Origin of the sequence: Enhygromyxa salina (assembly GCF_002994635.1) — a bacterium.
Taxonomy (GTDB): domain Bacteria; phylum Myxococcota_A; class Polyangia; order Nannocystales; family Nannocystaceae; genus Plesiocystis; species Plesiocystis salina_B.
In genome coordinates, this window is record NZ_PVNL01000147.1 from 115,563 (window position 1) to 131,158 (window position 15,596).

Below are 15,596 nucleotides of genomic sequence, written 5' to 3' on the forward strand. Positions count from 1 at the left end.
GGGGCTTCGCCGGCCTCGCACACGCCACCGAACAGGCTGTAGGCCCGGGGGGTAGCTCGCGTCCTTTTGCTGACCGTAGAAGCGGCTTCGTGAGCGGTCGCTGACGTTCCGGCCGACGCCGTGATGTGTGTTCGTGGCCATGCTTTCACGCTGGCGTGGGTCGAGGCGCGGGTCGCTGCTGGAAAATCCGTACTCGTGCACGCACGCCCTACGTCGGTCGGGGATCACCCCATCCCCGCGCGACTTTCGACCCCGACTAGTAATTTTGCCAGGTGTATAGATCGTAGTTTTATTGATAGCACACCTGTTGATGAGGGACCGTCCGACGCTGAGCTGAGCGACGTCGCCGAGGAGAACGCAGACGCGGGCCAGCTCGCCGCCGACCCGATCTGCGTCACGATGTTGGTCCACGTCGAATACCAGACCGACGAGAAGCTCAATTGGCTGGTCAGTGAGTTTGACGTGCTCGAACACGCCGACCGTGAGAAGGGCTATGTGGCCATGTTGGTCGAGCCCGAGAGCTACGAGCGGTTGCTCGACGAGGGCTTCGCGGTCGAGATCCAGCACGGACCGACCGAGGAGCTGGCCAACGTGATCAGCGGGTTCCGCTCGATCGGCGGCTACGCCTGCTACCGCACCGTCGAGGAGACCGCCACGACGATGAGCACGCTGAACACGGACTACTCCGACCTGGTCGAACTCGTCGACATGGGGGACTCGTGGAACAAGGTCACACCCGGCGGCGCGAGCGGCTACGACATCGCGGGCATGATCGTGACCAACGAGAACATCGCCGGGCCCAAGCCGCGCTTCTTCTTGATGGGCTCGATCCACGCCCGCGAGTACGCGCCGGCCGAGCTCGCGATCCGCTTCGCCGAGCAGATGGTCACGGACTACGGGACCGATCCCGACGCGACCTGGCTGCTCGACAATTTTGAGCTGCACGTGCTGCCCCACGCCAACCCCGACGGCCGCAAGATCGCCGAGCAGGGCTATACCCAGCGCAAGAACCGAAACACCAGCAAGGGCTGGTGCTCGTATCCGCCGACGTCGTACAGCCAACACGGCGTCGACCTCAACCGCAATCACTCGTTCAAGTTTGGCGGCGCGGGCTCCAGCTCCAGCTCGTGCAACCTGACCTATCGCAAGAGCTCGGCCTCGGAGCCCGAGACCCAGGCGCTGCAGACCTACATGAGCTCGATCTTCGCGGATCAGCGCGGTCCCGACGACTCCGACGCGGCGCCCGACGATACCACCGGCTTGATGATCACGCTGCACTCCTATAGCCCGCTGGTGCTGTTCCCGTGGAGCTGGAGCGCGAGCGGGGCCCCGAACTTGGCGGAGCTGCGCACGCTCGGGCGCAAGTTCGGCTATCACAACGGCTACCCGGTCTGTCAGACGCCCGTCTGTCTGTACGCGGCGAGCGGCACGACTGACGACTGGGCCTATGGCACGCTCGGGGTCGCGGCCTTCACGTTCGAGCTCGGCGACTCGTTCTTCCAGAGCTGCGCGACGTTCGAGTCGACGATCGAGCCCGACAACATCGCGGCCCTGCGCGACGCGTTCAAGGCCGCGCGCCGCCCCTACCAGACCCCGGCGGGGCCCGACGCGGTCAGCGTGGCCGTCTCGGCCTCGCCGGTGACCGCCGGCACCAGCGTCACGCTGACCGCCAACGTCGACGACACCCGCTACGACAGCAACGGCTGGGGCAGCGAAGCGACGCAGAACATCGCGGCCGCGCGCTACACAGTCGACCAAGCATCGTGGTCGGGCGCGACGCTCAACGCGATGGCGGCCACCGACGGGACCTTCAACTCGACCGTGGAGGGCGTGACCGCCACGATCGACACCACCGGTTGGGCGGTCGGTCGGTATCTGCTCATGGTCGAGGGCCAGGACGCCGACGGCAACTGGGGGGCTCCGAGCGCGGTGTTCCTCGACGTGCAGTAGCCATCACGCGCGCGGTGGCGGTCGCGGGGTCGAACCTCGCGGCCGTCATTGCCTGATCAGACCGCGCGAGAGCGAGTGCAGCAGCAGCTCGGCGTTGGTGCGGACACCCAGCACCTCCATGATGCGGTACTCGTGAAACGCGACGGTGCGCGGGCTGACGCCGAGCGAGGCGCCGATCTCTTTCATCGTCTGTCCGCCGCCCAAGAGCCGCAGGACCTCGAGTTGGCGGGGGGTCGAGGGCTGACGTCGTGACGGCTGTGGACCGGCCGCACTGCAAGTTTCGGCAACACTGCCCTCGGCGAAAAAGCCAAGCGAGGCGGCGCGAGGCATTGCACCACGGGCTCCTAGGCCCTAGGCTTCGGGGGCTGCCCAGAACGGGATGATCGGACCGGCTGAGATCCTGCACGCGCGCGCCCCCTCGAGGGCGATCATCTCACCATCGAGGGTGTAGCCCTCGGTCAACTCCAGGCCCAGCTCGCCAATGTTGGCGCGGGCGACCAGGGGATGCTCCACCGCGAGCTCGCGCTGGTCTCCCTGGCCGAACAGCAGCATCAGCGAGTGACGAAACACGACAGCCGGCCGCATGCCGTTGCCCGAAATGTGAAACCGATGCGCGCGGATCGGCTCGGGCGGGAGCGCGCGCAGGCCCATGGTGCTGCGCTCGAGCACGCCGACGATGAGCGAGTGCAGCGCCGGCTGAGATGGACCGAGATCCTCTCCATCGACGCACAGGCGCAGGCCTCGGCGCGAGAACAAGGGAGTGTCCATGGCGTTGGGGTTGAGGCTCTGGGCGAAGGTCTGGGCCATGACCAGGGTCGCGTCGGCGATCGTGGGATGCTCCCGGCGAGCGTAGTAGGCCTCGAGCACTCGGTAGATCACGCCCCAGCCGAACATGAACCCGTAAATCGGCGCGTGGCCCTCGACCTCGACCTTGAGCGAGGGTATCGATCGGCGCACGAGCTCGCCGCGCTCGGCCATGCGCCCGAGGGTCTCGAAGGGAGGCTCGGACAGGCCGAGGTACTCACCCATGACGTTGATGGTTCCGGCCGCGACCGGGAGGATCGTCGGCAGCGGGGCGTCCTCGCCGAGGCACGCGAGCATCGCGCTGAGGCCCCGAGCGATCGAGCCGTCGCCGCCGTAGAAGCAGACAGTCTGCGACGCGTCCACGGGCTTGGTTCGAAACAGCTCGGTCAGCTCGTCGAGGCTCGAGGTCAGGTGCAGGCGGGGGTTGAGCACGGCGGTGGCGGTGGCGCTCCTGGCCATGCGCTTGCGAACCCGGCCGGCGTTGGGGTTGAGGACCAACACCAGCTCCGGCGCCTGGAGGAGGTGGCGGTCGAGGATCTCGGTGAAGGCCTCCATGGCGGAGATTTTCGTCGGGGGTTGACGGCTGTCAACTCGCGAGGTCCCGGCGACGCCCATCGCTGCGCGTGCACGAGCGACGGCTACGTCTGCCACCGCACCGTCGAGGGGACCACCACGACGATGAGCACGCTGAACACGGACGACTCCGACCTGGTCGATCTCGTCGTCAAGGGGACTCGTGAGGCGCGAGCGGCTACGACATCGCGGGCATGATCGCGACCAACGAGAACATCGCCGGACCCCAGCCGCGCTTCTTCTTGATGGGCTCGCTCCACGCCCGCGAGTGCGCGCCGGCCGAGCTTGCGATCCGCTTCGCCGAGCAGATGGTCACGGACGCGTTCTTCCAGAGCTGCGCGACGTTCGAGTCGACGATCGAACCCGACAACATCGCGGCCCTGCGCGACGCGTTCAAGGCCGCGCGTCGTACCTACCAGACCCCGGCGGGGCCCGACGCGGTCAGCGTGGCCGTCTCGGCCTCGCCGGTGACCGCCGGCACCAGCGTCACGCTGACCGCCAACGTCGACGACACCCGCTACGTCAGCAAGCAACGTGGTCGGGCGACGCTCAACGCGATGGCGGCCACCGACGGACCCTTCAGCGGCCGTCATTGCCTGATCAGACCGCGCGAGAGCGAGTGCAGCAGCAGCTCGGCGTTGGTGCGGACACCCAGCACCTCCATGATGCGGTACTTGTGAAACGCGACGGTGCGCGGGCTGACGCCGAGCGTGGCGCCGATCTCTTTCATCGTCTGTCCGCCGCCCAAGAGCCGCAGGACCTCGAGTTGGCGGGGGGTCAAGGGCTGACGTCGTGACGGCTGTGGACCGGGTCCGGCCCGAGCCGCAGCGAGCTCGTTCGCGCGGGCGAGGGCGTCGACGCGGCCCACGTTCGACGTGTCGTCGAGCTCGAGGACGAGGACGACCGCGCGAGCCACTCGCGGCTGGCCGTCATCGCTTCGCCAGACTCGTCCGCGGCATCGCAGCCTGCGGACCTCGCCGTCGCCGTCGCCGTCGCGCACGTCGATTGGCGCCGCGTCATGTCCGAGCATGAGGGCCGCCACGAAATCCTCATAGCGGCCGCGGTCGTCCGGGTGGATGCCGGGAGCGCAAGCGCGCAGGTCGAGCTCGGCGTCCGGGTCGATCCGCAGGATGTCGCACAGCTGCGCGGACACGCGGGTGCGTCCGAAGACGAAGTCGTGAGTCCAGTGACCGAGCCGAGCCAGCTGCTCGATCTCGTAGTACCCGAGTGCGATCCGCCGAACGGTGTCGGTGGCGAGCCCGGTCAGCTCCGCCACCTTCTCTCGGGTGAGTCCGCGGCCCTCTCGGAGTTCGCGGACACGAGCGCCGAGATCCTCGGGTGTCACGATGGCCATGACGAGTCGTGCCAGAGGTGGGCACCTTGGGGTGCCAACGCTGGAGGACAAGCTCGTCCAACGCGCGAGCGGATAGGACATCCGATGTGGGGTCGCGGGATGCGTGAACATCGCGCCACCCCGCGCTCGGCGTGCTTGTCGGCCGGCGAGGTGCATCGCGGACGGGTCAGGTGTCGTACTCGAGCCCGTTCGGCGCGATGTCGCCCCCGAACATGGCCGGCCCCGTGAGCCCGAGGCACAGCTCGACCATCACGGCCCGAGCAAGTCGGGTCGGTCACGCGGCGAAGTCGAGCTCGAGCTCGAGCTGGCCAGTCGGAGCTGGCCTCGGTCGCGGAGGCGGACGGGCACCGAGGCCAAGGTCGGCGAGCACTCGCGCGATGTCGTCGGGCTTGTTGGCGATCTTCACCAAGCGCATCGCACCGCGGCATCGCGGGCAGGTCATTGAAGGCTGGAGCTGTCTTCAGCTCTGGCAGGGTGTCGACCGCGAACACCCGCGAAAGCAGCCACGCCCATGGATGTCGAGCGGATTGTTTGGCGAGCCCCTCGTGCGCTGTCGGAGCGCCCGCGAACGACAACGGTATCTGCGTCGGCTCAGCGCGCTTGGGTTCGGGGCCTGGCACGACCTCCGGCCGCGCTCTGGCGTGAGCTGCGAGCACGCCGTGGTACCGCAATGTGTGGAACCATGGTGGCGGGATCAGGGCACACAGCCGCGCGAGGAGGTCCAGCGGAGCGAGCAAGACGGCGTGCACACCCCTGAGAAGCTCGCGCTGGATTAGCCGCCGCTCGCCGCTTGCTACGGCGCGGAACAAGGCTGGCAGCTCCGCGGCCTAACCCCGCTCGGACGCGAGGAATGCCTTCGTTGCCAGCGTGAAGACCGCTGCGGTCTCGCTGTCCCGCACCATGGTACCTTTGCGCTAACTTGACTGCAGTGAGTTCCGCGTCGTTCATCGCGCCAGTCTCGATCGCCGTCACCGCGGCCTGCGGCGCCTGCTCGGTCGCAGTGTCGCATCCATCCGGTGACGTGGCTGTGGCCAATTCTGGGCTCGACGAAGTAGCGACATCCGATGACGAGTTGACAGATGCCCTCCCGGACCCGGTCACGTGCCAAGGGCGATCCGTGGCATTGGCCTCCGCGGCGCCCTCGGTGCGTGCGAGCTGGGAGTGGCGGTGCGTCGAGAACTCTCCAATCCTCGAATGGTGGGTCCAACCCGCAGGCGCGCACCACTCACAACCAAATCCACAACAGATTGAGGTCTCGAGGGAGGCGTGGGAGATGCTGTGGGCCGAACTCGACGCCGCCCGCTGGAGTGACCTCTACGACGAGTGCAACGAGGACCCGTCAACCTTCGAACGGGGCACGAGCCATGAGTTCGAGTTTGTCGACGGCGACCTACGCAGGACGTTCTTCTGTGAAGGGTCGAACTTGCCGGCGCCGTTCTCGCGGATGGCTCGTGCGATCAGCTCGGAGGCGCCCGAGGCGAATGAGCTTCCGACGTCCTTGACCGTAGCGACTTCGCAGCGGGCGGTACCCCGACCGAGTGAGCTGGGAGATGGGCAGATCGGCGACTGTGACGGGATGGAGGTTCGCTGGCAAACCAGCGAAAAGTATGGCGCCGCAGAGTTCGTGGCGCATTGCGACGGCGATCGGCCCGTGTACTGGGATAGGTACGCCGGATTCGAGGGCTGGGGCAAGAAGTCCTCCCCCGTACCCATTTCGCAAGAGGCCTGGGCTCGATTGTGGTCGACGCTCACCTCGCTCGACTGGCGCCACCTCTCCTCGAGTTGCCCAGCGCCGGCTCCAGGTGACAGTCGTGCATCCTCGAAAGCGTCGGGTGTGCTCTCGATCACCGACCAACACGGATCACGGACTATGTCGTGTCATGGGTGGGGCATCTTGCCCGAGCCATACGCGACGTTCGTCCAGGCTCTCGAGGCCGTCAGTCGTTGAGTTCTCGGGTGATCTGCATGATCTGGCGCATCAAGTCGGGCCAACGCAGACGAGGGACCCAGGTCCAACCGATTCGGCGTAGCTCTAACTTCGCGCCAATCCGCTCGCGCTCGGGTCCATCTGGTGGTGTACCCACTTTGGGCCCAGCCTTCGGTGGCTCGTCGTTGAAGCCCGCCAGCGGTGTGAACATGACCTCGGCATTGGCTTTATTCTTGAGCGGTATGTTATTGATTATATTGTCAATAAACTGACCCCAGGTCGGGCCTTTTTGAAGTGGCCCTCCAGCCATGACTTCGTGGCGGCGGGAAACAGCTGGGTGTCATCGCCTACTGCACGAGAACGAGCGGCGAGCTTATACAAGTTAGTACGAACACTGGTCTACTATGGCGATCCTCTTTTGGGCGGGCTCGACTGGGAGTACTACGGCGATTTTCTGGATGACATGGAAGACGCGAGTGCCTACGCACTACTACAATACCTTCTCGGTGAAGAAAAAGTGAAGTGAAGAGGATAAGGGCGTCAGTGATCAGCTGATCCGAATCTTCAGCGCCGCCGCCCGCAGCTCGAACTGCGCGGGCAGCCGCCCGACCTGCTCGCCGTCGATCTCGATCGGCACATCCGCCTCCGCCGAGATCGGCGAGAACTCCACACGAGTCGCGTGCCGATGCGAGATCCCCTTGGTCCGCATGTGATTCCCACCAAACACCTTGGCCAGCGTCGCGGTCAGCTTGGTCCGCGACATCCCCGTGACGGTCACGGCGTCGAAGCGCCCATCGTCGATCTTCGCCCCCGGGGCGACCCACATCCCGGCCCCAAAATACTGGCCGTTCGCAACGATCCCAAGCGTCAGATCGACCCGCTCGCCCTCGGCCTCGCCGTCGAATTTCATGGCCACCTGGACGTTGCGCCAGGCCCGAATGCCCCTGAGCGATCCAAGCACGTACTTGAGCGTGGGCCCGAGCTGCGCGTCCGAGCTGTTCACCCGGCGGACGACCTCACCGCTGACACCCACGCTCGCAACATTCAAGAATGGCCGGGCCCGGGTCTGGCCTTGCGGATCTGTGAAGTGCGCCACGCCGTAGTCCACGGTCCGCGGCTGCACACAGCACAACTGCTCGACCTGGCGCCGCATTCGACGACGGCCAAACATGCGCTGGAAGTCACCCCCGGTGCCCGCGGCCAAGATCGCCAGGATCGCGTCGGGGAACCGGTTGCGCCCGTGCTCGTCGACGAAGCCCGAGAGGACCTCGTTGGTGGTCCCGTCGCCACCGACCGACAAGATCGTGTCGGCCCCAGCCTCGAGCGCCTCGCGGCACAGCACGGTGGCGTGCCCGGCGGCCTCGGTGAAGCGGACCTCGAGCCCGGGAAAGTGCACCGCGAGCGCCTCGTGGACGTGGTCCCACCGCTTCTTGGCCGCACCGCTGCTCGCCGTCGGGTTGATGATCGCCGTGGTCTTGCCGGCGGCGACCGTCTCGAGAGGGGGCGTTGGCGCGGCGGTGTTCATGGTGGGCTGTCCGGTCAGGTGGCTCGCATCATGACCACCCCGCGCTCGCGCAGATCCGCGACGGTGTCGGCGAGGGTGATCATCGGGTCGCGGGCCCGCCAGCCGAGCTCGTTCTCGGCCAGGGTCGAGTCAACGTACCAGTAATGTTGAGCCATCTCGATGCTGATCGCATCGGGCAGCGCGTCGTCCTCGCCGAGCACCTCGTGGGCGCGGCGGACCAGCCATCGCGTCGCCCGCTCGACCAGCTGGTGATCGGGCAGCGCGAACACGCTGCCGTCGAGCCCGGCGACCCGGGCGATCCGCGAGTAAAATGTGCGGATCGGACAATTGCAGGAGACCAGCAAGTAACGCTGCCCGGCGCGGCCCTTGTCGAGCGCGAGGATCATGCCCTCCGCCGCGTCACGGGCGTCCACGAAGGTGTACCCACCCGCGGGCACGACCGGCGTGCGCTGCTCGAGCGCGCGGCGAACGTCCTCGGTCGAGCTGCCCTGGTGATCCCCCGGCCCCAGCAACAGGGCCGGATTGACGATCACGACCTCGAAGTCCGCGCCGTCATGCTCGAGGGCGACCTGCTCGCCGTAGTACTTGCTGCGGTAGTAGGGCCACTTGTTGATCAGCTCGAGCGGCGCGGGGGTGGTCTCGTCGGCGATCGCGTCTGGGTCGGTGCTGACCCCGAGTGTCCCGCTGGTGCTGGCGATCACGGCCCGCTTCACGCCCGCGCGCTTGCACGCCGCGAGCACGTTGCCGACCCCGCCGACGTTGACCTTGGTCATGAGCACCGCGTCGGCGCCGTCCCGCGAGACCTTGCCAGCGCAGTGCAGCACCGCCGAGCAGCCGGCGGCCGCGGCCTCGATGCTGTCGACATCGAGCACGTCGCCGGTTGCGAGCGTGGCCCCGAGCGCGGCGACGCGCTTGGCCCCCGCGGCGTCGGGGTTGCGAACCAACGCGACCACCGACCTGCCCTGCTCGCGCAGCGCCGCGACCACGTGGGCGCCCAGAAACCCGGTCGCCCCGGTGACCAAGATGGCTTGGGTATCGCTCGCTACTTCAGTCACAGATCGAACGCCTTTTGAAAGACCTGCAGCAACGCGATGTCGTTGCTCTTGACCTTGCCGGCCATGAATTCCGCGACCGAGGGGGTGTAGCTCTCGCGCACGATCTTCTCGAAGATCTCGACGGAGGTCTTGAGCACACAGTCGGCGCTGCCGCCCTCGGGCCGACCCGGGCTGAAGCTCGCGGCGGTCGGGCTGAGCGCGAGCGTCCACTTGCCGTCGCTGGCGCTGCCCAGCGAGAAGTAGAAGCTGGTTGGCTTGTCGATCGCCCCGGGCACGAACCGGCCCTCGAGGTGCTCGAACAACACCTTGATGCCCGAGACCCCCGGCCGCGGCGAGGTGCCGCCCGGTCGCGCGGCGACGCTGGACTTGCTCGTGGTCTTGGACCCGTCAGCCTGGCCGGCGGCGGCGTCGAGCGCCTCCCGCTCGAGGTCCAGCTGCCACCCGTCGCGCAGGGCCGCGACGGCGTTGTGACTCAGGCGCGCGACCTCGCGGTACGCGTCCGAGCGCTTCATGCCGGCGACGCGCTGCTCGAGCTGCTCGAGGTTGAGCGGCGGCCCGATCCGGACGTCGACCTTGCGCTGACGCGGGATCGGGACCTTGACGCCCTTGGGCAGCGCCTTGTGGGTGCCGCCGAGCCACAGCGGCAGCACGTCGACCTTGTAGTTGAGCACCAGGTGGCCGATCAGCGGCATGAACTCCCGCATCACGCCGTCGGTGCTGCGGCTGCCCTCGGGGAAGATCAACACCGTGCGCCCGCGCTCGATGTGCTCACCGGCCTGCTCAATCGCCTTGCGCAGGCCGGAGCGCCGATCGAGCGCGGCCATGTTGGTGAAGTTCTCGAAGTACGCCCGCATCCACTTGTTCTTGAAGAAATAATCTTCAGCGGCGAGCGCGACCAGCTCTTGCCCGTAGCTGCCGAGCGCGTACTTGGCCAGGCCCATGTCGAGGTGCGAGGCGTGGTTGGCGACCACCAGCGTGTGGCGGTTGTAGGGGATGTTGGCCTTGCCGCTGACCTCGACCTGCATGAAGCGGTCGTAGAACGACAGCTGCCCGACGGTCAGCGCGGCCTTGGCCGGATCCCGGATGAACTCCGGGACATACAGGTCTTCGTCGTCGCGCTCGATCTTGCGGGTCTTCGAGGGCTCGATCTTGCGACCCTCGGCGGCCCGGGCGGCGTCCTCGAGCTGCGCGACCGTGCGCAACGCCGACAGATCCACGCTCGACAGCCGCGGCGAGGCGGCCTCGAGCGTCGAGGTCAGCTCGACGACCATCAGCGAGTCGAAGCCGAGATCATTTTGCAGATCATGGCTGTCGAGCAGGTCCTCGGGCTTCTTCTTGGCGATCGACGCGATCGCGCTGCGCACGAAGCCGACCCGATCCCCGTTGGTCGCCGAAGCCTTGGCGGCCGCCACCGCTTCGGAGGCCTCGCGCAGGGTCTCGAGGATCTCCTGCACGCGCTTGCGGGTGACCTTGCGGGTGGCCGTGCGCGGCAGCTCGACGTCGGTGAAGTGGATCACCGTGGGCCGCATGTGGCGGGGCAGCGCGGCGATGTCCTTGCGCAGCTCGAACTCGGCCTCGCGGCGGCGGTCGGCGCGATCGACCTTCTGGTCGTTGTCTTGATCGAGCCCGCGGTTGGCGTAGTCGGGGACCGCGAGCACGGCGACGCGCTCGGCTCCGTCTTTGTCGCGATCGGGGATCCCGACGATCGACAGCTCCTTGATGAACTTGGGCAGCCCGAGCATGACCTCGACGTCGTCGGGGTACACGTTCTCGCCCGAGGCCGAGAGGATCACCTCTTTGGACCGACCGACGATCTTGAGCTGCGACTTGTTGTCGAGCTTGCCGAGGTCGCCCGTGCGCAGCCAGCCGTCTTCGAGCGCCTGCTGGGTCGCCTCGGCGTCGCTCTCGTAGCCAACCATGACGTTGGGACCGCGCGCGAGCACCTCGCCGACGCCCTCGTCGTTGGGGTTGTCGATCTTGATGTCGACCCCGGGGATCGCCTTGCCGACGTTGCCGCCCTTGTTGCGAGCCGAGGCCTTCGACAGCGTCAGCACCGGCGCGGCCTCGGTCAGGCCGTAGCCCTCGGCGAGGTGCAGCCCGAGGCCCTGAAAGGTCCGGTGCACGTCCTTGGGCAGCGCCGCGGCGCCCGACACCAGGTACTTGAGGTTGCCGCCCAATTGCTGATGGATCGGCCCAAACAGCACCCGGCCAAGGTCGACGCCCAGCGTCTTGCCGATGTTGCGGTTGAGGTCGAGGGTGAAGTCGAACAGCTTCTCGGTCAGCTTGCCGCGCTCGCGGACCTCGTTGAGGATCCGCCGCTCGATCAGCTCCCACAGCGCGGGCACGCCGATCATCGCGGTGACCTGACCCAGCGCGAGGCCGTCGATCATGCGATCGCCGTTGATCTCGTCGAGGTAGATGACCCGCGCGCCGCGAGACAGCGGCAGCAGCATGCCGCAGGTGAATTCGAAGGTGTGATGCAGCGGCAGCACCGACAGCACCCGGTCGTCGTGCGCGAGCGGGAACAACGGCGCGAGCGCGGCGATCAGCGCGGTGAAGTTGGCGTGCGTGAGCATCACCCCCTTCGGATCACCCGTGGTGCCCGAGGTGTAGAGCACGCTCGCGAGGTCGTCGTCGCTGATCTCCACGTCCGGGGCGACCGGCTCGGGATCGTTGTCGGGGTGGGTGGCCGCGGCGGTCTCGTAGAGATCCCAGCGCGGGCACAGCTCGTCTTGGTTGGCGAGGCTGACCACGTGCTCGTCGAACACCGCGACCTTGGCCTTGGACTTGCGCAGCACCGTGGCCAGCGACAGCGCCTCGAAGTCCTTGTCGACCGGGACCGCCGCCGCGCCGCAGCGCAGGATCCCAAAGTAGACGATGCCCCACGACGGGTGGTTGCGGCCGCTGAGCGCGACGCGATCACCCTTGCGCACGCCGGCCGCCCACAGCCGCTGGGCGACCGCGGCCGAGCGCCGCTCGAGGTCGCGGTAGGTGATCCGGGTGAGCTGGGGCGGGTCGCCCTCGAGCCGCTGAAACGCGAGGGCGTGCTCGTGCCGCTCACACAGATCCAGCAGCATCGCGACCAGGTTGTCGTGGCGCCGCAGGGCCTTGGTCTCTTTGCGCAGCCTGTCTTCGAGCAGCGGGATCGAGAACTCCTCGACGCCCTTGTGGTGGACCTCGAGCCAGTACTCGCGCCAGTCGATGTCCTCGGGGTTCCACGCCAGCTTGGCCTGGTCGGCCGGGCTCAGGCTCTTCATCAGAGCCCGCGTGTTCTTGGCCGAGAACCGATACTCGTTGGCCGTGATGAACGGAATGAAGGCCTCGAACACCGCCTCGATGTTGGTCGCCGTCTTGGCCAGGCTCGCGGCCTGCTTGCGCAGCGGCTCGGTGTAGCGGGCGCTCGGGGTGTCGGTGAAGCGGCCGAGCAAGCTCGCGACTTGCTCGCTGCGCTTGCGCAGCTGCGGCGAGGACCAGCGCTGGTAGTGCTCGATCGGGACGATCGCAGGCTCGGTGTGGGCCTGCAGCATGTTGACGATCGGGTTGCCCTTGGTCCGGCGGTTGTAGTACCGGCGCTTGGCCAGGCCGATCAGCTCACCCGCGCGGCGAGTCTTGAGCGGGTTCGCGTCGGACGTGCACAGCTGGTAGCAGACCTCGTGGCGCTCGGCGAGCAAGGCCGCGAGCGCGCCGATCATGCCGGCCGAGCACATGTCGACCGGGATCGCGTCGTAGTAGCAGTGCTCGCCAACCGGGATGTTCTGCTGACCCTGATAGGTCAGATACATGATCGGCGTGGACGTGGAGATGCCCTCGCACCAGCCGACCTTGGGGAAGCTGGTGGCCGACTCGACGATCGACGGCCGCACGATCGTCAGCGGCAGCCCCGACGCCAACAGCACCTGCTCACCGATGCTCTTGGTGTAGGTGTAGATGTTGGGCCAGCCCCAGAAGGTCGCCCGCTCGGCGCCCGCGGCGATCAGCCGCTCGCGGACGAAGCGACGCTTGACCCGATCGAGCTCGTCGTCGAGCGCGGCCCCACGCAGGGGCTCGTGCCGGTCTCGCAGGTTGCGCTTGGCCTCGTCGAGCAAGTGCGACTGGCGGGGCGCGTCCTCGGCCCGGCGTCGGGTCGACGCGACGAGGTCACCGCACTCTTGGATCTCGCGCTCGGCCGACCAGTGACCGACGTCGAGCTCGTCGGCGCGCGGGAACGGGAACTCGAGGGTGTTGCGCTCCTCGGTCACGCCGTCGCGGCAGCCGACCACGAAGCAGGTGCTGGTGTGCATGATCGGCACGTCGCCGAGCGCCCGGGCCAGCGCGATCAGGTGGCGGGCACCGTAGGCGTTGACGTTGAGCGCCTCGTCGAGCGGCGGGTTGAAGTCGACCACGCCGGCGACGTTGACGATCGCGTGGATCTGCTTGGCGGTGCCGCTGGCGGCCGCGAGCTCGCTGACCAGCGCTGGATCGACGCCGAGCAGATCACGGGTCACGTCGCCGTCGATCGCGACCACCTTGGTCTTGATCCACGCGTCGAGGTTGCCGTGCTGCTCGCGGAGCGGATCGAACACGGGCGACGGCACGATCTCGGACCACCAGCGCTCGTCCGAGGTCACGGTCTTGCGCGAGCGCACCACCGTGTAGATCGTCCCGACGTTGGGGTAGCGATGCAGCAGCATCGCCAGCCAGACCTTGCCCAGGAACCCGGTCGTGCCGATCACGATCAGGTTCTTGCCCGCGAGGGTGGCCTCGACGTCCAGGGGACCGCGCTCCGTGGCTTCGCCCGAGGCGAGGGCGAGTTCAGCGTTGGTTTGTTGCTCGCTCATGATCGCCTCAGCGCACGTCGGTCATCATGATCGGTGCAAAGTTGATGCTGGTGATCTGCGGGTCGCGAGGCGCGGTCTCCTTGGCCATGCGGATCGCCTCGGTCATGTTCGGGGCGGTCTCGTAGCCAAGGATCTCCGGCACGTACTCGTTGTCCGCGCCCACGACGATGCACCGCCCCTGCCACGCCCGCCCGCGCTCGCCCCAGTACCACATGTAAAACGGGTGGTTGGGGTGGTAGGCGATGCCGGTCCGGTACATGCGGATGTACGCGGGGTTGCGCGAGAACTCCTTCTCGAACCGCTTGTGCAGCTCGATCGCGTCGCGGGTCTGGGGCAGCAGCTTGTGGAAGAACTCCACGTAGCTGGCGTGCTGATCGTGATCGAAGCGATCGCTGCACGGGTGCGTGATGATCAGCGTGCCGCCCTGCTTGAGCAGCGGCTTGTTGCGGTGCAGGTTGTGCAGGTAGCCCTGGGCCATGACCTGGACCAGCAGCGGGTTCAAGAACGCGTGCACGTTGTAGGGCGAGATGTACGGGATCCCGGTGACCTGGATGTCGGCCTGGCCATCGACTTCCACGCAGTACTGCTCGTAGCACTTCGCGATCGTGCGCTTGTGGGTCGGCTCGGTCGCGCCAGCGAACACCCCGGTCACGCCGTAGGGCGCCGGGTAGCGGGTGAAGATCTCTTCACGGAGACCGGTTGGGCACTTGTCGAGCGCGAACAACACCGCGCGCAGGGCCAGCTTCTCGCGGGTCGTGTACTCGTCTGGGTTCTTGCCCAGGAAGTCCAGGTTCCGGTCGAACATCCGGTTGTTGAGCGTGGTCTCGATGTGGAAGATGTCGACCTTCTCGTTGACCAGCCGCCCGATGCGGTCGAAGATCCCCTGCATGTGGGACTTCTCCGGCTGCATGTAGCTGGCGGTCTCACGCGTGACGAAGGGGTTGTGGTGGGCGGCCAGGGTCTTGCCGCCGCACAGGCCCACGCCCACCGACTTGTGGCCGCCGTCCATCGGGACCAGGTTGATGTTGCAGTAGATCACCAGGTCGGCCTCGACGGCCGCGCGGCTGAGCTCGACGACGTCGCCCTCGGGCGTGGTCCCGAGCTCGAGCATCGCGTCGGCGTCCTCGGCGTCGTGGTGGTACAGGCGGTCGGGCCAGAACCGATCGAAGATCCTCTTGCCGACCATGCGCTCGACCTCGGCGTCGCTCAGGCGCCGGTGGTAGGCGAGCGCGATGATCAGCTCGATGTCCTCGACCCCGTGATCGGCGAGCATCTCGAGCACGATCGTGAGCACCCGCTCGCGCGCGTCGGGGGTCCGCATCGGCGGCAGCGGCAGCGAGATGTCGTCGAGCGCGATCACGACCTTCATGCCCGGACGCAGCTTGGCGTAGAGCGGCTCGCAGCCGTACGGGTGGGTGATCGCGTAGCGGATCGCGGCGTCGAGATCCTTGATCGGCTCGAGCGGCGGCTTGGGGTAGATGCAGCGCGTGCCGACCGGGAGGTCGACCTCGATCAGGTTGTCACCGCTAAACTGCACGCGCGGAGCGCTGTGCTTGTCGAGGTAGACGATGTTCGGGCTGGTCATGAAAGG

General features: G+C 67.3%; 10 protein-coding genes and 1 pseudogene. 2 read left to right on the forward strand and 9 right to left on the reverse strand.

The window, feature by feature from the left end; genetic code table 11:
- Positions 1–399: 399 nt before the first annotated feature.
- Positions 400–1,950: a M14 family zinc carboxypeptidase gene (locus ENSA7_RS40320; RefSeq protein ID WP_181234601.1), complete on the forward strand. Its 1,551-nt coding sequence runs from the start codon at positions 400–402 to the stop codon at positions 1,948–1,950.
- A 45-nt stretch (positions 1,951–1,995) separates the two neighbouring features.
- On the opposite strand, the gene ENSA7_RS45975 is transcribed toward ENSA7_RS40320, so the two are convergent.
- Positions 1,996–2,280 carry a response regulator transcription factor gene (locus ENSA7_RS45975; RefSeq protein ID WP_106094762.1) on the reverse strand — a complete coding sequence of 95 codons (285 nt, stop codon included), beginning with the start codon at positions 2,278–2,280 and terminating at the stop codon, positions 1,996–1,998.
- Between the two features lie 21 nt (positions 2,281–2,301).
- Positions 2,302–3,309: a diacylglycerol kinase family protein gene (locus tag ENSA7_RS40330; protein ID WP_181234602.1), complete on the reverse strand. Its 1,008-nt coding sequence runs from the start codon at positions 3,307–3,309 to the stop codon at positions 2,302–2,304.
- A gap of 212 nt (positions 3,310–3,521) precedes the next feature.
- On the opposite strand from ENSA7_RS40330, the gene ENSA7_RS45655 reads away from it, so the two are divergent.
- Positions 3,522–4,007 carry a hypothetical protein gene (locus tag ENSA7_RS45655; protein WP_244924070.1) on the forward strand — a complete coding sequence of 162 codons (486 nt, stop codon included), beginning with the start codon at positions 3,522–3,524 and terminating at the stop codon, positions 4,005–4,007.
- On the opposite strand, the gene ENSA7_RS40340 is transcribed toward ENSA7_RS45655, so the two are convergent.
- From ENSA7_RS40340 to larAH, 7 genes and pseudogenes are all read right to left on the reverse strand, one after another.
- Positions 3,917–4,681 carry a LuxR C-terminal-related transcriptional regulator gene (locus tag ENSA7_RS40340; protein WP_181234603.1) on the reverse strand — a complete coding sequence of 255 codons (765 nt, stop codon included), beginning with the start codon at positions 4,679–4,681 and terminating at the stop codon, positions 3,917–3,919. The genes ENSA7_RS45655 and ENSA7_RS40340 overlap by 91 nt on opposite strands.
- A 274-nt stretch (positions 4,682–4,955) precedes the next feature.
- Complete coding sequence (locus ENSA7_RS45980) at positions 4,956–5,087, reverse strand: hypothetical protein (RefSeq protein ID WP_280524072.1); 132 nt, start codon at positions 5,085–5,087, stop codon at positions 4,956–4,958.
- 244 nt (positions 5,088–5,331) lie between these two features.
- A pseudogene (locus tag ENSA7_RS46255) lies at positions 5,332–5,430 on the reverse strand (transposase); the annotation flags it as partial.
- A gap of 1,725 nt (positions 5,431–7,155) precedes the next feature.
- Positions 7,156–8,133 (reverse strand): diacylglycerol/lipid kinase family protein, encoded by a 978-nt coding sequence (locus ENSA7_RS40355; RefSeq protein WP_106094767.1) that lies wholly within the window; start codon positions 8,131–8,133, stop codon positions 7,156–7,158.
- 14 nt (positions 8,134–8,147) lie between these two features.
- A complete protein-coding gene (locus ENSA7_RS40360) occupies positions 8,148–9,188 on the reverse strand; it encodes an NAD-dependent epimerase/dehydratase family protein (protein WP_244924071.1) in 1,041 nt (346 codons plus the stop codon).
- The gene (locus ENSA7_RS40365) at positions 9,185–14,005 is read right to left on the reverse strand and encodes an AMP-binding protein (RefSeq protein ID WP_106094768.1); all 4,821 of its coding nucleotides are present in this window, start codon (positions 14,003–14,005) and stop codon (positions 9,185–9,187) included. The genes ENSA7_RS40360 and ENSA7_RS40365 overlap by 4 nt, the downstream gene beginning before the upstream one ends.
- Before the next feature lie 7 nt (positions 14,006–14,012).
- Positions 14,013–15,590 (reverse strand): NPN-dependent hydroxyacid isomerase, LarAH14/15/16 family, encoded by a 1,578-nt coding sequence (gene larAH, locus ENSA7_RS40370; protein WP_106094769.1) that lies wholly within the window; start codon positions 15,588–15,590, stop codon positions 14,013–14,015.
- Positions 15,591–15,596: the final 6 nt, after the last annotated feature.